The organism is Ohtaekwangia sp., from assembly GCF_036786105.1.
Lineage (GTDB): Bacteria > Bacteroidota > Bacteroidia > Cytophagales > Cyclobacteriaceae > Ohtaekwangia.
This window is the reverse complement of the sequence record NZ_DAIQRQ010000001.1, coordinates 214,921-236,094: the sequence shown is the minus strand read 5'-3', so window position 1 is coordinate 236,094 and position 21,174 is coordinate 214,921. Positions and strand designations below refer to the sequence as shown.

Below are 21,174 nucleotides of genomic sequence, written 5' to 3'. Positions count from 1 at the left end.
AGCTCAAACGAGTTCCAGCCGGTTTCTTTTTCTTCTTCGCTATACTGTCCTTGATATCCATAGCGGTAATCTTCGCGTGTAATTTCGCGGTTCTCCATTGGTAAACCAAACGGATAGTAATCCGCGCCCGCTACAATGGTAGAGCGTTTGTGGTCTACGTGTAAATCGTCAAACCATACTTCTGTGTTTTCGCTTTCGTTACTTACAAAAATGTATATATAGCCCGGTTCGGTAAAGGTAAGTCCGGGTATGGAAAGATGTCCGTGAGAGGCTAGTGATTCACTGCCAGTATCAAACCCGCCCTCTGTTGTTACTCTTTTCCAGCCTGCTGTAGTAAAATTAAAACTGCGGTCGTATAACAAATAGTAGACGTACGCATACGGAAGAGAACCCGCATCATTTCCATTTCCATGGGCCCCGGTAGCAGCCACGAGTCCGTTTTGAAATGTTTGTGTAGCATTTGCCAATACATCCAGCCCCGAAGCTGTGCCTGTATAACTGCTGCCCAGTATAGAAGCCATGGCGGCTGTTATACCTGAGCGGGTATAGGAAGTTTTCTTTCGGTACTTCACCCACGCTTCAATATCCATTTGATCGCCCGGCTCCACCTTCAAGGCTATAGCAGGGCCCACAGATTTATCTTTGGCGTCTTGCCCGCTCATGCCGCTTATCCATTTCAGGTAAGCTGTATACTGCGGATTGGATACAACCGTATCAGGCGTATGATTCATTCGTGAGTCGGCAACCGCCGTTGCCGAAATGTTTTTGAAACTCATCATCTCCCGAACACGGGGATTGGTAATGTCTGCCGCACCGTTGTCTTCCAGTGTCGCTGTATAACTGAGCGGACTGGGGTTTCCGATTACACCGCGCACATTACCCTGATGGTCAGACAGCTCATAAAATGTTGTTTTACTGGCAGGTTTATAGGTTGCAATTCTGCCCGCACCATAAATGGGCACTTCCAGCTGGGCAACTGTTCCACCCGCTGGCTGTTCATATATAGTTACAATATTCCCACCGGCATCGTGTATATAAAATGTCTTTTTAATCACCGGATTACCTGTGGCCACCGGGTTGTAAACGGTTTTGATAGCACGATCTCCACGATCATCGTATTCGTACGTCACCAGTTTGTTGGCACCTTTTCGTATCGTTTTCACCAACCCATATACCGTGTAATCTATACTCAGCGTGTTGCTTCCCTCCGTCTGTTGAGTCATCTGCCCGATCGTATTGTACTGATAGCTCAGAAAAGCACTGCCGTTGTTGGTTACCGAATTTAATTTATTTGTATTGCCCTGGTAATTATATTGATAATTACCCAGTGCGTTTCCGGTTTTACCATTACGAACAAGGCTGTTGATATTGCCGTTTTTATCGTAGCTGCCTATATCTTCTTTATAGGCCTGCACTCCGGAAGGAGAGAATATATAGGAGCCCGTACCCGCGCTGATATCTCCAAAATCAGCATTGTCCATCTGGTTCAAATTATCGTATTTGAAAGCATAGGCGCGCGGCACATGATTATCTACCGGGCTATGCCAGCGGATCGCTTTCACCAAACCTCCAAACTGATCGGGATAAGAAGAATCAAGCTGAAGATTTTTATCATCGTAACCAGCCCCGGTATAGTCGTCTACATTATAGTCAAGCGCCTCTCCGAAAATATCTTTAATAAATCCGGCATTGGCTCCGCTCATGCCATCTGCGCCCGGATCGAGTGCCGGATCAGGATGGTTGATCATTTTTAACGAACCGTCTATATTATAAACATAGTCTATGCCTTGCAGCTTGTTACCGAGCTCTACTCTTTTTAAAGGTCCATGCAGGTAGTAATAGTATGTAGCTTCCAGATTTCTGGTTGAGCCGTCTTTACTGGTATATACTTTACTTAGCCGCTGGTCTGCATCGTATTCGTAGTAGTGATAAAATTGCCCTGACGTTCCTTTGTTGTAGGCAATCTGTGTTACATTTCCAAAGTAATCATAGGTATAGTCAATAATCTGATAGCCCGTTAAACCGGTAATTTGCTGCTTGGTCCACTCCAGATTTCCAAATTCATTGTAGCTATACCATGTAGTGGCCAAAGCGTTCTTGGTTCTGGACACTCTGCCCATTATATTATTCATCTTTGCATGCGCGGCATCGCCCGTGGGTAAATCGCCCGGCTGGCCATCATACACTATATAGGTGTGGTCTGAGCAGCGTGTTGCATCCAGTGCTTTGGAGACTCCGGTATAATTCTGGGCAGTAACGGATTGAGCTGTTTGGCCAAGCGGGATATTGTTATCTACAATTTTTAATATACTCTTTGGCGTAGGTGTAGCAGTTGTATGCGGCTCAAAAACATAAGGCGATGTGCCATTGCTGATATACTCCCCGGACTCCACAAGCCGCCCCAGAAAATCGTAGTTCGTATACGAGAACTTGTTTTGAGCTCGTTGCTCGGCATTTTGACTGAACCGTAACTTACCATCCAGACTATATACAAACTGAGACACACCTTGATCGGGCGATGTTGTTTCGATCAGGCGTCTTAGGTTATCGTACTTATAATAGGTAATAAATGCAGGAAGCGTGGTAGTGTTACTGGTATCAATACCTTTTGGATCGATCGTTGCTACTACCTGGCCCAGATCATTATAAAAAGTATAGCTCCAGTGATCATACGTACCTGTGGAAGTAATTATGGCTGATGCCAGCGATCTTCCATCTGCGTCTGTAAATTCAATCACCTGCTTTCCGTCCGGATCGGTCGATATATATTTATACCCCACAGATGCAGAAGCACCCGGATTTCCGCCCGGCAAATTCAAAAGCCCTCGCACGGTGTAGTAGTGGGTCAATTCGCCAATAGCGATTTTTTGCTTATCGGCCCTTACTTCATGTGAAGCGCCAAGCCTGTACTGATCGCCAGGTTCGCCATGCCTTATCGATTTTGTATCCGGCCCCGGTGGCGAGTACGTTCTTGAGTAAGGATAGTTAGTCGTTGGCGTGAGCGGCTCCAGTGTATTGGCACTGCTGTAATACCAACCAACACTGCCTATATCAGAACCTACCGGTGTCGGTGCGTTAATATTAACATCAAAGTCAGCCGCAGAGTAGGCAGCACCTGACGAGTTGGTAAGCCACTTTCTCTTGAAAAGAAAATCGTTCGCGGGCAGTGGCGCGGGCAGCGTCATACCAGCCACAGTGTTGTAACTGTCGTACAAGGGTTGAGACGAGAATATTTTACCCGTTGCATAATCGAACTGCTGGCTTTGCAGTAAATTTCCCAGTCCGCTGGTATATTCCCGTTCGCGGAAAATAGGTTGTCCATTCTGATCGTATGCGATTTGCTCATCCCAATTGTATGTATCGTTACATTCTGATGTGATTGCTATACGCGCGGTAAATTGATTCCCTCCTGTTACTGCAAAGCCCGGCTTCAGGGTAATGCTGTAGGTGGCCTGAATGACCGGGTTCTGAGATTGATAATTGGTAACCACCAAATCAGAGGGGTCGGTTGTTACCGGCACTCCCACGGCGTTACTCCAGATTGATCCGGTTGCAGATTTTGCCCGTATATAGTATGTTTTATTTTTAGCATCAGGTATAGTATATGAACTGACGCTACTGGCAATGGAAGTACCTGTACTATTGGTACCTTGCCAGTACCAAATGATTCCGGATGGCGGTGTCGATCTGGTTAGTATTTTATCGCCGCATGTATTGGTAGACAGAATAGGAACATCAGGATCAGGTACGATAACGGTTACCGTCTGAGCAACACGCGGGCTTTCCGAAAGATTAGACGTATTGTATTTGGAAACATAATACGTCTTGTTATCTGTCAGTACAGCCGTTTGATACTGCACTCCCTGTCCCAGCAATGTGCCTCCTGATTGTGCATCGTACCAGCGGTATACTTCATTTGTACCCGCGCCTGTGGCATCCAATAGCTTACTGGTATTAAAAGGAATTGAATACGACTGTACCACAGGAGGACTAATTGAATACGTTACCGCGGCTGTAACGGTATTTGATGTAACATTTACATTTGGCGGGCACGCTGCATTTGAAAGCATAGTTGCATATACTTTATCACCGTTCTGAAGGGCTGCGGTGCTAAACGAGTTAACGTTGACAGCACTGCTGACCCCGTTTATATACCATGCATAATAGGGCGAAGTGCCACCATTAACGGGGGTAGCAGTAAACGTAACAGAGGAGCCCGAAACAATCGATACATTGGCAGGACTTATAGACACGGAAGGTACAATCGGAGCCGTTACATTAAATGTTGGTGTAGATACTGTTCCATTGCTTGTTGTTACTGAAACAGAAGCCCCAGTCTTTGTTCCGCTCCAGGTAAAATTTATACGGGTTTTATCAGACGACATTGTCAAATTGGAGTATGGACCATTTATAGTCCACGAACTGACAGTACCACCGGATGCTCTGTATGAATTTGTGCCACCTACACAGGTATACTGCGATATAACCTGGATGGCTGGTGTCTGTGCCCAGGAGGCTGAGCATATAAAAACTGCAAGTAGTAAATTTAAAATACCTTTCAACATACAAATCAGTTATTAAGCCCCTTATAGTTATACTTCGACTCCGAAAGCTGCTTCACTCCATACGTGATCGATTCTCTATATACTTTTATGATTCGACCTTTCTCGTCAGTTTCATACTTTGTAAACAGATTATCATTGTCCAATACGTACATGAATTTTGAGTATGAGGCAGACGTTGAACTATACTCGAAACTGAGCGGTGTATATACATAGCAGTTCATTTCAGCCAGGAACGGCTGGAACCTGAAGTCGTCAAAGACAACCGTTCCACCAATAGATTTTACCCCGACTTCCAGTACGGAAGCAGCAGGCTTATCTATTCGCAAATCGATTCGATACCAGTTTCCTGCACCCGGTATAGTAACAGCCTTCGAAAAAGTTTGTGTCAGAGGCACTACTTCTGTTCCGTTGTCTAACTTATAGTATATCCTGCCATAGGTGCTATTGGCCCACACAGAAACCCGGTATAACTCATTGGAATTTATTTCAGAAGTTTTGAACGAAAAACCATACGTACCGCTTTTGACGGACAATGCAGTATTGCCAGAATGTACCGGCGTAGAGACGAGTACTCCTGCACCCTGCGCTACTTCACCACCAAAATAGGGTTGGCCGCTAATTTTATCTTCAGCACTGCTGAACGCTATCTCGTTATAAGAAGCATTCGATGCCGTGGCCAGAATAAAACGATCGTCATAGCCCATCTTGGTAGCGGAATATATACCCCTGAGATCGACTGATTCCAGTGGCATACCATAATGATCGAATCGGTTAATCTCACCACTATACTGCCACAGCGGGTTTGTGCCGCCAATCACAAAATCATCGGCTGCGCCAAATGTATAGGTACCGTTGGCGGTTAAGCGCGAGTAGTCGCCTTTCCAAATGTATGCTGCGCCTTTACGCCAAACAGGGACTGTTTGTGCGCCTTCATCAGCATAGGCTGTCCCATTATATGTTCTGTAATTAGTCCAATCCTTCTTCCACGTCTGGAACTGTGCTCCGATCAAACCGAGTTCGTTACCGGAAGCATCCGATCTATATACATAACTGGCGCCATTCTGGCTTAACATGTTTTTATTAGCCGGATTATACGCTTTCGAACCAAATTCTGCGTAAGGTATACTTCCATCCGATTTGCTTAGGGAATAAGCCGGTTTGGTTACCGTTTTAACATACAGCCCGAGCGGACTTTTATCCAGTCGTTGAACGACTGAACCTGTAAGATTATCCCATTTCAGGTTTTCAGAAGTGGAGATAAATCCATCGTTCGTGTTTATTGTTTTCTTAAGTGCAGAGGGATACTTTAAATATGACGTACGGTGAAGCCTTCTGGCCCATCCGGAACCACTCGAAAAATCGATCAACATGTTTCCTTCAGATCGCACACCCTGATATGGCAATCCCTGACTGCCAGATAATACATCTATATATTCCAATTGGGTACTGGATACCATGTCCGTCTTATTGTATACCGTTAGCGATAATAAGTTTCCAATCCTGGATGTACGGTCTTCAATCTTATAGAGCAGTTTACTTATTTCTCCACTCGACCCCATATCTTGTTTTTGATAACTGAATTGAGATTTATGGGGTGTCTCAAATTCAAAGACATGTTTGGTATGATAGTCCGAATCGGTTGTTAAGCGTCCGTTCAACACCGTCACTTTACTATACATCACAGGAGTTTGTGGGTAGTTTACATATTTGTAGAACTCTAAATAGTCATAGGTAATTAGTGTTTCATCCTTTATATAGTCGGGCTCCTGCGCTACCACTCCGGAACTGCTGCCATCATCGTTTGTATACAGATACCTTATCTTGTTTTCCTGTCCCAATTCATCACGCATCACAATAGAACCAACCCGAATATTTCCACCTGCCTTATTGGGCAAAATCTTAAAGAGCTTTGCAGTATTGTAATCAACAAGTATGGCACTACCCGAACTTCCGCAGGTTGATACACCAAGAAAATCCCCGTTCACCGTTATAGTGGTTCCAGATATACTGGTGATGGTGTAATCGCCCTTATAGGATTTTACAGTATAGGTAGCGCTACTCGGGCATTTGAATCGAATATCACCCACAATATGTACACGATTGCCAACCGCCAGGCCAGCGATTGAGCTTAACTTGATTTGATTGTAAGTATCACCATTCTGATTAATGCCACCGCCGGGATAGTATACATTGTAATTTGTATTACCGAAGTTGGATATTGGACTAAGCACTAAATCACCAGAGATAGATGAATACGTGTCTCGCTCGTAATTAACAATGATCTCACCACCCAGCGGTGTACTTATATTGGTGAGGCTCCATGCTGTTCCATTGATGCCGCTTGCATCGCTTGTTTTATGATTATTGCCTGTAGTTGGATTGTACATTCCCCATCCATCCCAATAATTCGGGTTGTAGTCTGGGTTTTGCGCATAGTCAAATTTAAAATCCGGAACTACTCTCAGGTCGTTTCGACCCCTGACACTAACACTTTTCAACGTTAGCTTTCCACTTAATGTATTTATAGAACCGCCTGCGTTTGGGGTATTCTTACAAAGATCATAGCTATAATTAAAGAGTACTCTCTTTTCGCAATTCTTATTGACATAATCTCTAATGTCAGATCCTGAATATTGGCTGCTCATGCAGAGTGTTGAAATCTTATTACTATATCCGGTAAGATTGTACGGTGCCTGGAGCAATTTTTTATACTGCTCCTTTTGCAACAGGCAAATCTCGTCAAGCTTAAGGGGAACAATTGCTCCATCAACACTTTTGCCATCCTCACGCGGACTTTTCAGAAATAAACCAACATGCGATCGTGTCTCGATGCTGTTCAGATAGTATATTTCCTTCTTACCTTGTTCATAAGTTAGATACGTTCCGGTTGGATCAAGGATTTTATCCGGATCTCTTTCCCTCACGTTCTGTTTATAGGGAGTCCTCCAGGCATAGGAATCTGAATATTTTCCGTAGTTAAAATTCACCCAGTATCCCCAATCGCCATCATCGGCTAAACCATTAGAATTACGATCAATATAGTCGGTCCCCGTGATAGCGGTCAGCAACCATGTACTGGCAAAAGGTGGCGTCCGGGTAATTTTAGAGTTTTTATTGGCATCTGTCACATCGACTGATCCGGATTCATATTCGTAATCATAAATAGGCAGAGCAAAGTGAAAAGTTGATCCATCAGCCGATGTAATACTATACCCTCCAATAGTTTGTGGGGATATTGCCTTGCTTCCCAAAACACGATGCGATCTGAATTTATACCTTTCAGACAAGGTATCGCCTGCACTAAGGAAATCAATAAATCCTTGTGGCGGAACTTGTGAGTTGGGTATGTTTTTTACTATCTCGCTATTGCTGAACCATTCGATGTTATGGCCTTGTGGTATTTTTTTAATGGAGCTATACGCGGAACTCATCCGGGCATTGTCATCAAATATTACATCATTAAATATATAGTCTACTGAATCAGGCGTAAACGTAATATCCAATCCATAATAAAAATTAGGTGTGCTGAAGACCTTATCACCACCCAGATGATGAAAATAGCTACCCGAAAATTCGCCTTCATATAAAAAGGGAACTTTGTAATTATTCAAATACTGAATTGGAGCGTACCGTTTATGATAAGGAGCCATACTGTGAGGCATGGCTACAGAGCCGAATTCCATGCGATAAGGAGCAATGGTACCTGCAATACCTGGAGCATTAACAGTATAACTATCAGGAGCCAGAACCGTAGGTGTATTTTGTTGATTATAGGCCAATGATGGATCAATATAAAAGTCAACATCGCTTGCAGAACCTTCATCATCAGCATCTGTTGAGAAGTGATAGTATTTCAAATCCCTGCGCACACCATTCACCTTTAAACCCAACGTCGTAGAAGTAACCATTGGTGCGTTTCCGGCATAGAGCATGCCATACATTTTTTCGTTCCGGGTTGCATCAAGCCATACCCGATAATCCTTGTGTAGAAATTTCTGTCGCGTACGATCGCTATATCTCCAATACCCTGAAACGCTTGGTGTCTGATTTATCGCTGAAGGGGCGGCAGACATTACTGCGCCTATAGCCAAATCGATAGCGGCTTGTTTAGCTACAACGGATGCCGCTGACATCCCCACTGCCGAAGCTTCGGCTGCTGCCGTACCGTAACTAAGTATAGTCATAATAGCAGTTCCAAACTGAAGGGCATTGAAAGACGGGCCAGTATCCCGGCCAACGTTTATCCCGATAAGACCGCCTGAGCTCGTGCCTTTACTATCATAGCCGTAGTTAATTATACCGAGCAAACTCACATATCCATAGTGCCCGATTTGACTATTCCATCCAATATTTCCCAGTCCCAGCAGTGATGAACTCCATGCACGAACTCCCGTTAAGTCCTTAACGGCTACCGTGTGGCTTTCACCAGAAGCATCATCCGGATATTGATTGTAGCCCCTAACGATGCTTCCCGCATTGATATTAAAGCCCAAACCGACCCACGATGCATCGCTCTCCGGAGTTATACCTGCGTGATAGCTGAGCGGCAAAGAGAAATTCCCTTCCGGGCCGGGTATTTCAAGGATGGGTATATTAAAATTAAAATCACCTGTTAGCAAGTTCACCATGTCGGTGGCACCGGGTGCCTCATAGGATGTATACTCTGGTTGCTGTGTACCCGAAGTAAGAGCCATTGCGCAGTACGGTGCAAAAATGCTCTGCATCAAATCAAGCAAAAAGAATATCGCTACAAACCGGCAAAAGAAACGGCTTCGTAGAAAGTGCATATTTAGTTTAGGTTTAAAATGGGTATATCTCTTATATCATCTGTCTTAAAAAGAAATTCATGCATACCGGTTCCGAACCGGGTATCATGAAAGCAGAACTTCAGATCGCCGCTCCTTTCAGAAACGCGGCCTCCAAAGACGACTAAAACGCTTGTAGCACTGCTGGCACCGAACGTTGGTATATAGGCAATATCTATCGGTCTGAATATTTCGTTATCAGTGATTATAGCCAGATCATCAACAATGCCTTGTGATAGGTATCGTTGAACTTCGTATTGATCTGTCGGATTACTTGCATAGTCCCTTTCAAGTTCATGGTCATCTCTTGAAATATGAAGTACAAAGTAATCCAGACTATCAACCATCTGTTTTACCCGCGCTGCTTCATCTTTATCTGACACACCTTTCAATTGTTGCTCTAATACCAATGCCCGTGGCCGATAAAATGCTTCCAGCTTTAAATCTTTTCTATTCTTGACTTTATGTAGACCGTTCTCTGAATCAAAAACATATGACTGAAGCTCTTTTATTGAGCTTACCTCTTTTTTACACGAAACGATACTTACCAAAAGCGCTACGAAAACAAAATATCTCATATCTATCAGCGGGCCGACTCGTTAAGACCTTTCAAGACTACATCAGTTATGTCCTTTCCCTGCTCCGCATATACTATATTTCCATATTGGGTAGCGGCCAGAATGATTTCATAATTATTTTCCTCACCAAATTTCTTGATGTAATCATTTACATTTCCGAGTACTTTGGCAGTTAATTCCTGATCTTCACGTTGTATTTTATCTGCAATGGCTTGCTGATAACTCATGAACTGCTCTTGCTTGGTTCTTAAAAGCTCTTCTGTAAGCTTTTGTTCCTTGCCTGACAAGCTCTGCTTTTTACTTTGATATTCTTTTATTCCAAGCTCTAGTTCACCTTTAAGCGAATCTACATTTGCCCGCCATACACTGCTTTTTGCCTCAAGATCTTTACGTGCTTGTTGCATGCCATTATAACCATTAAGCAGTTTGACCGCATCCACGTAAACAATGGACTCGCTTTTTCTAAACTGCATCGCGATAACTACTACGAGAGCGAGCATCACAAAAACTTTGAAAGCCCAATCAAAAACTGATTTATTTACACCGTACATAGACTTATTTTTTTTCCAGTAATTCCAATCTTGCCTCAATAGCGTTATTCTTCTTTTCCAATTCTATTATATAGAGTGTTAGCTCTTCGACTTTCTTTAGCAGGAGTATATTCATTTCTCCTATATCTACACCTGTTTTACTGATCTCTTCTGCTGAGGCTATTTCCGGCAAATGTCTGTGCATAACAATGAATTTTTCCAGGTCCGATAAAGAAGGGAGCCTATAAGAGGATGCGAACACATAGTCCGGCCAGCTGGCCGAGAGCTTAACCGTGATTTCTTCAACAGCAGCTTTACCAGCGACAGCAAACTTATACCCTTTTGTATCGCTAGTTCCAATACCAACGTTTCCGTTAGTGTAGTAAATATTACCGGTTGTCGCTCCTGTAGGAAGCCACTGTGCATTTGCACCAAAGAGAAAAAAGCAGAAGGCAGAGGTTAGGATTACTTTCATATTAATTTGTTTTCAAGATTTTGTACTATTCAATTTTTTAAAGGCAATATTCTTCCAGGCTACTTTTAATAGCTTTTTTAAAATGCATCAAGTTTATTGGATTAGAACTATCCTTAATCGAAAAAGAAAGACTATCAAATTCAAGTCAACTACACACCCCCAATAGTCGGTCTCTAGGCTTGGGACGATCCAATTTCGTTGGCGATTACCTTCCTGTAACAAGAGTGTTAAATCGCTTAAAAACTTGCTTAAAGATTATAGGATTATATACCTGAAGCAAGATTTACAGTTTAATTATATTTTCTCTAAAATATATACCACTTATTAGAATGCTATATTTAAAAAAAAGACACGTAATTTGCGGTACTATATACCTATATCATGATCGAAGAATAGAAAATACATCAGATATATTAATGCAATAATTGATAACCATACTCCTATACCACTTAACCAGTCTACAATTTTCTGATTTTAAAAAGCAGACATTCCTTTGTGAAATCCTGCAGCAATGATATTGCTCCTCTTTCATACTCTATAACGTTTGTTCTGGGATTTTACCTCACCTGGATTTATATACCTGAATTTCTTTTTCTGGCCTGCTGTTCTTTCTGTGGCCGGGAGCAATGGGAAGTGTTGCTTTCTCGATAAGCCCTTTAGATTTCAGAGGCAATAAGTCTTGATTATTGAAGCCCGACTTATTGGCTTATGTTGAATGATTTGATTTACAAACAGAAATCGTAAATACTCCATCCTTTGAATTGAAGATGGCATTTAGTACATCGATGCAATAAGTGTAGGTTTATCTTCCTACGTTGAAGAACATCTACCCTTTCACTATCAATACTCGTTTCATCCGTCAAATTAGGAGTAGCCGGGTTAGTGACGAAATTAATTCAGCAGCTAATAAACTTTGCTCAATAGTCAAAAATCATGTCCAGGCCGGTCGCTAAATGTTTGGGCTAATATTCGAGCGTAAAGTCTTTACATAACTGATCTGTTCATCAATATTTGGCAATACTCTCAAAGTTTCAATAATCGATTTGGGCAGGGCTATCGATTTTAGGTTTGCCGAGTCCACATATACCGGCATAAAAGTATAAAGCCACCTCCCGGTGGCTTTATACTTATGTTGAAATACCTAAAGATTACTTTTTAGGAGCGGGAGTTGTTGTTGTCGTTGTGCCTGCAGGCTTCGGGGTTACACCCATCTTCTTCAGAACGAGGTCTGATATATCCATCTTCTCATCACCATACAGAATAACATCCAATCCGCCAATCTGTTGGTTAAGTATGAATGTGAAACCGTTTTCTTTAGCTGTGTCTTCAATTGCTTTTCCAACTTTTTTATAAACAGGGTCCATCAACTGGGTCTGCTTATTTTGAAGATTGGTTTGTGCATCTTGCTGAAGCTTCTCGATGTTCTGTTGCAGTTGCTGTAGTTCTCTTTCAGTATTCGCGCGAACGGCATCAGGCATTGTGTTGGCCTGAATTGCTGCATTGTAGTCAGCAAGTTTCTTTTGAAACTCCTGTACCTTTGAGTCGATCTGGTTTTTGAGTTGGGTTTGCAACGACTTCAGATCGGCATCGATTTGTTTAGCTTCCGGCATTTGGCTAAAGATATAATCAACGTCAGCATAGCCAATCTTTGACGCGGTTTGTGCATAGGATGCAATTGCTCCTAATCCCAGCACCACAAGTAAAACGAATTTTCTCATTACGATATTCAATTTAGTTTTTGATCTTATCATTAGGATCTCCTAACCCAAGCTCATCTAATACGAAGTCCGTATAGTCGTAGCGCGGGTCAGTATAGATCATCACCAGTTCGCCTGCCTTATCAAAGACAATAGCAAGGTTATTCTGCTTTGCTGCCTTATCAACGGCATCCCACACTTTATCCTGAATGGGCTTTATTAACTCTTGTTTTTTGAGAAAGAATAGTCCGCCAAAGCCAAACACTTTCTTTTGATATTCTTTCATTTCGGCTTCCTTTTTCTGGATCGCTGCTGTGCGTTCTTTTCGCATCTCGTCCGTTAGCAGTACCTGTTCCGCCTGAAGGTTGCTGTACATGGCTTCGATTTTTTTTGCCATATCCTGGATTTCCTTTTCCCAGGCTTCAGACAATTGACCGATCTCTTCCTGAGCCTTTTTATATTCAGGCATTTTATTCAGGATATAATCGGTGTCAATGTACCCGAATCTCTGTGCTTTGACAAAAGTCGGGCCGAAAATGAGAAAAATAATTGTAATTAAATAAACCCGCATAATTATCTGATTTGCTGGCCGATAGTAAAGTGGAATTGCGAGCCGCTCACGGCACCCCTTCCATTCAACGGTACAGGATCAAATCCATACCCCCAGTTCAAACCAATCAATCCAAATGCCGGCATGAATATACGAGCGCCAAAGCCTGCTGACTTATACAACTTAAACGGATTAAAGTCATCGTAATTGTTCCAGTTATTTCCTCCCTCCGCAAACACAAAGCCGTAAATTGTTGCCGCATTACCGGTAGTTACCGGGTAGCGGAGTTCAAGTCCTAACTTATCGTAGGCAATACCACCGGCAGTCACTCCTGCAGCGCTATTCAAGCTTGTGTTGTAATACGGAGGTGTCAGCACGTTATTTTGATACCCACGAAGACCAATCACTTCCTGGCCTAACAAGAATGAGTTAAAACCTCCTGCCAATCCATCACCACCGAGGTAGAATCGCTCAAACGGACCGATACCAGCTTTGTCGGTGTATTTGCCAATAAAGCCAAAGTGTGCTTTGGCCTCCATAACCAACTTCTTCTTGTTGTCGAGTGGAAGATAGTATTTCGCATCGAACATCCATTTGTGGTATTCTATCCACTTATAGCGCTGGGCAGCATCGGCAGTTGCGTAATTAATGTTGCGCCAAAGCGAGAATGGCGGAGTAAGCGTCAAGCTTAATGATATAGTGGATCCTTGTGATGGATACATTGGATTATCAATACTATTGCGCGCCAACGTAGTGTTGAACGTAAAGCTGTTCGATATACCATCTGTATAGCCAAGACCAGAGTTCCAATTATGCAAGATGTATCGAAGATAGGATACAGAATTAGTCAGCGTAAAGTAATTATCCGGCCACTCGAGCAAACGACCTAAACCAACCGACACGCTATGTACTTGTAACCTTGAAGAGTTATCGCTCGAACTGGAGCTCGATCTTGATCCATAAGGATAACGCTGGAACGAACTGTTAAAGCTAACCGATAGAGAATGTGGTTTTCGTCCACCGAGCCATGGCTCGGTAAACGAAAAACTATAGCTTTGGAAAGATCTACCGTTAGCCTGGGCGCGTAGTGAAAGTCGCTGGCCATCTCCCACAGGTAGCGGACGCCAGTTATCAAAGTGAGGTATGTTCCGTAATGAGAAATTATTGAATGTCAAACCCAATGTTCCAACAAATCCATAGTAACCGCCCCATCCTCCGGAGAGCTCCACCTGGTCGTTGGATTGTTCTTCCACTGTCCATTCTATATCAACGGTTCCTGTTGCCTGATTCGGTACCAGGTTTTGCCCGATTTTATCAGGAGCAAAGTATCCAAGTTGCCCTAACTTTTGTTGTGTGCGGATAATATCTGAGCGTCTGAATTTTTGCCCAGGAACAGTACTGAGCTCCCTTCGTATTACGTGATCACTTGTACGGTCATTACCAGAGATCGTCACCTCGTTAATAGTAGCCTGTTCACCTTCTGATATACGCATCTCCACATCAATAGAGTCGCCAGCAACAGCCACCTCTACCGGAGTGATATGGAAGAACAGATAACCATCATCCATGTATAGGCCGCTGATATCAAGTCCCTTCGGGTTGAACTGAAGTTTCTTATCAATAAGTTCTTTGTTGTAGATATCACCTTTGCTAATAGCAAGTACAGCATTTAACTGCTTATCAGTATATATATAGTTGCCTGTCCAGATGATATTGCGAAAATAATACTTAGGCCCTTCGTATATTTTGAAATCGATATTGATTGTGCGGTTGTCGTGTGCATATATTGTATCTACAACGATCTCTGCATCCCGATAACCTTTTGAGTTGTAGTACTCAATTATTTTCTTCTTATCCTCCTCATAATCGGCTTGAATAAACTTGGAACTACTGAAGAGATTCAGTTTAACATTATCATTCAGAAACTCTTTGAGCTCCTTCTTGCTTACTGTATAACTTGAATCAATAAACTCCCTGGGTTTAAAAGCAAACAATTCACTCAGCAAAGTGCGATGCAGAGCGAAACGCGGACGCTCGTGCGTCTTCTTCATTTTCTTTTTCAGCTTGGCATCATCAATTTCCTTATTGCCTTCAAATGAAATCCTGTTGATCTTTACTTTCGACTTTGGATTAACGGCAATTCTTAGGCGTATACCATCACGGTTCAGCGTATCTTTCTCCTGAAGAATTTTCACCTCGGTGTTCAGGAAGCCTTTCTTTACAAAGTATTTCTTTACTGCCAATTCAGTGTTCCGGACCATCGCGTCATTCACGATTTTACCCCGAATAAGCGTGAGGTCTTCTTTCAACCCACTTTCCTGCGATTTATTGATACCTGTAAAATAAAATCCCGTGAGACGCGGGCGCTCGGCCAATACAAGGTTGAGATATACATTTGTACCTTCTACGCGGTCTACCTGAATGGTTACATCACCTACAAGGCCGTGTTTCCAAAGACTTCTTATGGCATTGGTAATGGCATCGCCAGGGATTTTTATTTTATCGCCAACCTTCAACCCGGTAAGCGACACCATCGCATTCTTATCAAGTACGTTAAGCCCAGTTACTTCAATACCGGCAATGGTATATTCAGCAGGGTTGGCATAATTCAATGAATTGTCCGTAGCAGCATTGTTGCGATTTTTTCTGAATTGAGCCCAGGCATTTGCCGTAATACCAATCAGGATAATCAGAAATAAAACTTTCTTCATCAACTTACGGGGTTCAATTGTTCGCTTGTTTTTCCAAATCTTCGCTCACGCTGCTGATACGACCAGATGGCTTCATACAGATTTTCTTTTCTGAAATCTGGCCAAAGTGTGGGAGTAATGAATAGTTCCGTGTATGCGATCTGCCATAACAGAAAATTGCTTACACGCAATTCACCACTGGTCCTGATCAACAGCTCTGGATCTGGGATGCCCGAAGTCTCCAAATAGTTTTCAAAGACCCGCTCATTTATTTCACCCGGATTTATCTTCCCTTCTTTAACATCGGCGGCTAATTTATTTACGGCTTTGAGTATCTCCCAACGCCCGCTGTAGCTGAGCGCCAGGTTAAGGATCATGCCGCTATTATTTTTTGTCTGATCGATAGCCCACTGAAGATTTTTCTGACAATCGCCAGGCAAATGAGAAGTTTCTCCAATAGAGGAGAGCCTTACCCGATTGTCCATTAACGTTCCGATTTCCTGTTTCAGTGTACTTACCAGGAGTTCCATTAAGCCATCAACTTCAGCTTTCGGCCGGTTCCAGTTTTCTGTAGAAAAAGCGTATAAAGTCAGATACTTAATACCTAATTCTCCGCATCCTTCTGTTACATCGCGCACTGCCTGCACGGCATTGCGGTGCCCGAAAATGCGCATAGCGCCTTTCTTTTTAGCCCATCTTCCATTGCCGTCCATAATAACAGCGATGTGTTGGGGCAAATTGTTAAGGTCAATATGTTCTTTTAGAGAAGCCACAGGGCGCCAAAAGTAGTAAAAAGCGTTTTGGGTTAAAAGCGCCAGATGTGATGTATACTACTATTTGTATGGATTTTTGGGGCAGGGAATATCGTAAAATGTGCGGGTTATGCTAATCCCCAGATAATAATAAACATCGTTGTCATTAGGATTACCATATTTAAAATTCTTGTAGCGCTGATCACCCGCTGAAACGTTGTCAAGGTAATCGAAGAATGTTTTACGCACGCCAAACTCCAATGAAAAATACCACTTAGGGGTGTATACATATTTAATACCGGCACCGAAAGGAATAGCAGCCTGAACATTGCTGTACTCCGCCGTTTTCGGACCATTGCCAGACATTCCGAACAAGCCCAGACCACCAAACAGGTATGGCGAAAGCCTGACAAATTTTTTAGTATCACGCCAGTTCAGAAAATGATACTCCATTACCATCGATGCCTCTAACAAAAAGAGATCGAATGAAGCGTTGCGTTGAGCTGCAAAAGCATCGATTGGTTTTTCTGACGCACCTATTTTACCTGCTGTAATGCCTGTTCGCAAACTTACAACATTGCTCAAATTGGAACGATAGAAAACCGTGGCTGCCGGTTTTGAGTATTTAAAATTGTAGAAGCGAACAAGGTCGCCGGTATAATTAAATGTACCGATGCCAAAGCCCACTTCCGAACGTTGAGCAAATGTGGAGACCACACTTGCCAAGATTAGTCCAACAACTACTATAGACGCTTTGTTGGAGATACCTGTCATCTGAATTTAGCCCGGTGGAATGATTTACCAAGTATATAGGTAAGCTTAACAGTTGTTACCATAATAAAGTCTTTGTTAGTCTTGCTTCCCCGCATATTGGTGTTGCCTTTATCATCTGTGAATTCTTCTCCATAACCGGATAACACTTTATACGTTTGGCCATCACGGCCTTTGTAAGAGTGATCGGGAGGAAGTATTTCATTGGTTCTGTAAGACATTGCCTTTGCTAGTTCACTGTCCAATACTCCGAGGTCGACATAGCTCTTACTCACATCATCTATATAGTCTGTAAATAAGTATCTAAAACCAAGTTCACCGGAAATATCAAAAACTTCGTTAAGTCTAAAACGAACACCAATACCAATTGGTATCGAAATTTGAATTCTTTTGTATGGTTTTATACCGTAGTTGGCGTCCTGCTTATGAGTTGAATCCCCTTTTTGCAAAACTGCATACTGTCCTTCCGTACCCAGTGGTTGCAGGTTTACCCATTTACCAGCTTCTGGCAGAGGATTACCCTGCAAATCTGTTGCCGGCGCTTTTGCCTGTGGATTGTGGTGAAACACAGCCACACCGCCGAAAATATAGGGAGTCCACGCTACACGGCTGATATAAGTAGCCTGGTTTTCGAACAAATCTATGCTTGCTACTATTGAGAGCTCCTGTATACGGTTTCTGAAGGAGAGATTTCTTCTGTATCGATACACACCATTGTCAAGATCTGCTGCATCCGCTGATTTTTGATCAGAACCTTTGATGGCTCCGTACATGAAATTCGCAGTCAATGTATAGCGCGGACCAAAGCGGTGGCCAAATGATATACCAATTGCAGGACGTGTAAAAGAAATATCGGTACTGAACTTACTGGTGGTTGGCGCCAAGTCACCGTAATAATTCAAAGCGTTGACAGAAAAGCCAATCATACTATAGACTTTTTCTTTACCGAAAAACGATTTCCGTCCCCGGTATGTCATCATTCTTTTATTGTTCTTCTGAATTTGCCTTCTATTCATTTGGGACATTGCTTCCTGTGCTCCTGATAAGAGTAGAATAGTAAGTAAGGCCAAGATTAGCTTTCTCATGGACGAATCTATAGATCAGTGAATTACAAAAGTAAATATTTAATTCCGAATGTCCAGCCCCCAATTTAGCTTTTGACGTAGTGTCTTGAAGTAATGTTGCCCCTCCAATTGTATCAAATTTACCATAAAATCGGCCTTTGATACCTTAAATTTGATGGTTGCATCAACGGATTCTACACGCGAATCGAGGGATATTAAAAATTTTTTGCTCCTTCCTTCAACTCCAAAAGTAATTTCAGAACTGTCGGCTACAACTATAGGTCGCACGGTAAGATTATGCGGACTTACAGGTGTTATTACAAAATTTTCTGATCGTGGGAAGATCAGCGGCCCGCCACAACTGAGTGAATAACCAGTTGAGCCTGTTGGGGTTGCCACTATAATTCCATCCGCCCAGTAAGAATTTAGAAATTCACCATCTATGTAGGTATGGATGGTAATCATCGATGAGCTATCTTTTTTAACGATAGTAACGTCGTTTAAGGCAAAGTTAAGGTTTCCAAATACCTCTTTGTTGGTCTCCAGTCTTAATAATGAGCGGCGATCAAGTATATATGCGCGCTCGCAAACTTTCATTACAGCCTGCTCGGCCTCTTCCTTACTGTTGGTAGCCAGGAAACCCAGCCGGCCAGTGTTGATACCTAAAACCGGTACTTCCTGATTGCCTATATAGGTGATCGAGTCCAGGAGCGTACCGTCTCCGCCTATGCTGATTAAGGCATCTACTTTCTTCAGAGAGTCACCTACATCAAAAGTTTTGAGCTTAAATTTTTTAAAGGCCGGTGCCGTTAGAAACTTGTTGAATTTAGCAGATACCAGTACTTCAACTTTATACTTGGCTAGAGCTTCAAAAATACGGATGATAAATGGCGCTGACTGACGGTTAAATTCCTTTCCATGTACAGCAATACGCATGCAGTGTCTGATTTTAATCTGATGAGGCCGTCTTTACATGCTAAAGATAGAAATGCCTGGTCTATAGAACAAAGATGATGACAGGATTCTGCCGGTGCAATCGATGGATTCTGAGAGAAGCCTAAGATATCTTTTTCAACAACAGCGATGCCCAGGTTTCGCGTTCATCCCGGCGGGCTTCCTGTAAGTTAAATGCAGCACATTCTTTCAACAGGTCGTCAATATCGTGTGTATAAAATCCGCTGAGCAGCAACAATCCGCCCGGCAAAAGATATTGCTGGTATAATTTGATTTCGCTCAGCAATACATTCTTGTTAATGTTTGCCAGAATAATATCAAATGTACCTGTAATATTCAGCTCCTGTAGTTTCCCTTGTTGTAATGAAATGTTCGTACACTGATTTACTTCTATATTTTCATTTCCATTGATAACGCTCCATTCATCAATGTCGAAAGCTATGACTTCCTTCGCACCACGTTTAGACGCCATAATGGAAAGTATAGCTGTGCCACAACCGGCATCCATCACTCGCTTCTGTTGATGATCAATGTCAAGTTGAGCCTTTACCATCAGATACGTTGTCTGATGATGACCGGTACCAAACGACATTTTTGGCGTGATGGTAATTACATAAGGGTAGTCTTTTTCAATCTTATGGAACTCTGCGCGGATCAGGCATAGGTCTTCTACAATAATGGGCTGATAACTTTTTTCCCATTCTTCGTTCCAGTTCTGCTTTTCGATACGGTCTAGATAAAACACCAGCGGAAATTGCTGCCCATATCGCTCCTTTACTTCGAGTAGCCTTTCTTTGTCGTACTTTTCGAGTTCAACATAGGCTTCAAATCCTTTCTCAGTTTCCATAAATGTATCAAAACCCACCTCGGCAATCTCGGCCATCAGGATTTCCGAGAAATCAGGATTACAGATTACTTGGAGGCGGGTATAATACATGTCAGCTACGGCCAAAAGATTAGGCACCTTTAATCACTTCCGTAAACTCTCTTGATTTAAGAGAAGCACCTCCAACCAGTCCGCCATCTACATCGGGGCAGGCGAATAGTTCTTTTGCGTTAGCAGCATTTACACTTCCTCCATAGAGAATAGAGATTGAGTCTGCAACGGACTGGCCATACTTTGCGGCAAGATGCTTGCGGATTACGGCGTGCATATCCTGTGCTTGTTGTGCAGTAGCAGTCTTGCCCGTTCCAATAGCCCATACTGGTTCATATGCTATTACAATCTTCTTTATAGCATCAGCATCGAGATGAAAAAGACTTTCTTCTACCTGCTTTTTTACCAGCGTTTCATGGCCATTGCTTTCGCGAACTTCGAGTGGTTCACCACAGCAAAATATGGGAGTTAATCCATGCTTCAGTGCTATATCTACTTTTTTAGCAAGTAATTTTCCATCTTCACCAAAGTATTGCCTGCGTTCGCTGTGGCCGAGAATAACATACGGTATACCAACAGATTTCAGCATGGCTGCTGAAACTTCTCCGGTATAAGCACCAGACTCATGTTCGCTGCAGTTTTGTGCACCAATGGCTATGCGCGCGTTCGTACCCAATTGATTTTTGATGGGCAACAAGTAGGGGAATGGAACGCAAAAAATAATTTTCGCATCGCTCTTTACTTCATCAGCTACCATACCAGCTATTTCAGAGGTTAGTATATTCGCTTCTTCGAGAGTCTTGTTCATCTTCCAGTTTCCGGCTACAATTTTCTGGCGCATAGTTTTAAGTATTGTTTAGTGTATC

General features: G+C 42.7%; 13 protein-coding genes and 1 pseudogene. All 14 read right to left on the bottom strand.

Going from position 1 to position 21,174, the window contains the following annotated elements; all coding sequences use genetic code 11:
- Positions 1 to 4,565, bottom strand: a pseudogene (locus tag V7Q33_RS00995) (hypothetical protein); the annotation flags it as partial.
- Positions 4,566 to 4,570: 5 nt separating this feature from the next.
- Positions 4,571 to 9,352 (bottom strand): hypothetical protein, encoded by a 4,782-nt coding sequence (locus V7Q33_RS00990; RefSeq protein ID WP_333818619.1) that lies wholly within the window; start codon positions 9,350 to 9,352, stop codon positions 4,571 to 4,573.
- A 2-nt stretch (positions 9,353 to 9,354) separates the two neighbouring features.
- A complete protein-coding gene (locus tag V7Q33_RS00985; RefSeq protein ID WP_333818618.1) occupies positions 9,355 to 9,948 on the bottom strand; it encodes a hypothetical protein in 594 nt (197 codons plus the stop codon).
- 5 nt (positions 9,949 to 9,953) lie between these two features.
- Positions 9,954 to 10,499 carry an OmpH family outer membrane protein gene (locus V7Q33_RS00980; protein WP_333818617.1) on the bottom strand — a complete coding sequence of 182 codons (546 nt, stop codon included), beginning with the start codon at positions 10,497 to 10,499 and terminating at the stop codon, positions 9,954 to 9,956.
- Between the two features lie 4 nt (positions 10,500 to 10,503).
- On the bottom strand, positions 10,504 to 10,953 hold the full coding sequence (locus V7Q33_RS00975) for a hypothetical protein (protein WP_331979039.1): 450 nt from the start codon (positions 10,951 to 10,953) through the stop codon (positions 10,504 to 10,506).
- 1,148 nt (positions 10,954 to 12,101) lie between these two features.
- Positions 12,102 to 12,671 carry an OmpH family outer membrane protein gene (locus V7Q33_RS00970; RefSeq protein ID WP_331979037.1) on the bottom strand — a complete coding sequence of 190 codons (570 nt, stop codon included), beginning with the start codon at positions 12,669 to 12,671 and terminating at the stop codon, positions 12,102 to 12,104.
- A 13-nt stretch (positions 12,672 to 12,684) separates the two neighbouring features.
- Entirely contained in the window at positions 12,685 to 13,221 is a 537-nt protein-coding gene (locus V7Q33_RS00965) for an OmpH family outer membrane protein (protein WP_331979035.1), read from the bottom strand.
- 2 nt (positions 13,222 to 13,223) lie between these two features.
- Positions 13,224 to 15,911 carry a BamA/OMP85 family outer membrane protein gene (locus V7Q33_RS00960; protein WP_331979034.1) on the bottom strand — a complete coding sequence of 896 codons (2,688 nt, stop codon included), beginning with the start codon at positions 15,909 to 15,911 and terminating at the stop codon, positions 13,224 to 13,226.
- Positions 15,911 to 16,663 carry an isoprenyl transferase gene (locus tag V7Q33_RS00955; protein ID WP_333818616.1) on the bottom strand — a complete coding sequence of 251 codons (753 nt, stop codon included), beginning with the start codon at positions 16,661 to 16,663 and terminating at the stop codon, positions 15,911 to 15,913. The genes V7Q33_RS00960 and V7Q33_RS00955 overlap by 1 nt, the downstream gene beginning before the upstream one ends.
- Before the next feature lie 60 nt (positions 16,664 to 16,723).
- The gene (gene porG, locus V7Q33_RS00950) at positions 16,724 to 17,416 is read right to left on the bottom strand and encodes a type IX secretion system protein PorG (protein WP_331979030.1); all 693 of its coding nucleotides are present in this window, start codon (positions 17,414 to 17,416) and stop codon (positions 16,724 to 16,726) included.
- Positions 17,413 to 18,429, bottom strand: coding sequence for a DUF6089 family protein (locus V7Q33_RS00945; protein WP_333818614.1), 1,017 nt, complete (start codon positions 18,427 to 18,429; stop codon positions 17,413 to 17,415). Before V7Q33_RS00945 ends, porG begins: the two co-directional genes overlap by 4 nt.
- Before the next feature lie 108 nt (positions 18,430 to 18,537).
- On the bottom strand, positions 18,538 to 19,413 hold the full coding sequence (locus V7Q33_RS00940; protein WP_331979027.1) for an NAD kinase: 876 nt from the start codon (positions 19,411 to 19,413) through the stop codon (positions 18,538 to 18,540).
- Positions 19,414 to 19,534: 121 nt separating this feature from the next.
- Complete coding sequence (prmA, locus tag V7Q33_RS00935; RefSeq protein ID WP_333818613.1) at positions 19,535 to 20,383, bottom strand: 50S ribosomal protein L11 methyltransferase; 849 nt, start codon at positions 20,381 to 20,383, stop codon at positions 19,535 to 19,537.
- Between the two features lie 4 nt (positions 20,384 to 20,387).
- Positions 20,388 to 21,149 (bottom strand): triose-phosphate isomerase, encoded by a 762-nt coding sequence (gene tpiA / locus V7Q33_RS00930; RefSeq protein WP_331979023.1) that lies wholly within the window; start codon positions 21,147 to 21,149, stop codon positions 20,388 to 20,390.
- Positions 21,150 to 21,174 lie beyond the last annotated feature (25 nt).

Bases quoted from the DNA above. Each gene is read 5' to 3' on its own strand.
- tpiA (WP_331979023.1), bottom strand. From the start codon at position 21,149: ATGCGCCAGAAAATTGTAGCCGGAAACTGGAAGATGAACAAGACTCTC.
- V7Q33_RS00960 (WP_331979034.1), bottom strand. From the start codon at position 15,911: ATGAAGAAAGTTTTATTTCTGATTATCCTGATTGGTATTACGGCAAAT.
- V7Q33_RS00940 (WP_331979027.1), bottom strand. From the start codon at position 19,413: ATGCGTATTGCTGTACATGGAAAGGAATTTAACCGTCAGTCAGCGCCA.
- V7Q33_RS00990 (WP_333818619.1), bottom strand. From the start codon at position 9,352: ATGCACTTTCTACGAAGCCGTTTCTTTTGCCGGTTTGTAGCGATATTC.
- porG (WP_331979030.1), bottom strand. From the start codon at position 17,416: ATGACAGGTATCTCCAACAAAGCGTCTATAGTAGTTGTTGGACTAATC.
- V7Q33_RS00945 (WP_333818614.1), bottom strand. From the start codon at position 18,429: ATGAATAGAAGGCAAATTCAGAAGAACAATAAAAGAATGATGACATAC.
- V7Q33_RS00980 (WP_333818617.1), bottom strand. From the start codon at position 10,499: ATGTACGGTGTAAATAAATCAGTTTTTGATTGGGCTTTCAAAGTTTTT.
- V7Q33_RS00965 (WP_331979035.1), bottom strand. From the start codon at position 13,221: ATGCGGGTTTATTTAATTACAATTATTTTTCTCATTTTCGGCCCGACT.
- V7Q33_RS00985 (WP_333818618.1), bottom strand. From the start codon at position 9,948: ATGAGATATTTTGTTTTCGTAGCGCTTTTGGTAAGTATCGTTTCGTGT.
- V7Q33_RS00970 (WP_331979037.1), bottom strand. From the start codon at position 12,671: ATGAGAAAATTCGTTTTACTTGTGGTGCTGGGATTAGGAGCAATTGCA.
- V7Q33_RS00975 (WP_331979039.1), bottom strand. From the start codon at position 10,953: ATGAAAGTAATCCTAACCTCTGCCTTCTGCTTTTTTCTCTTTGGTGCA.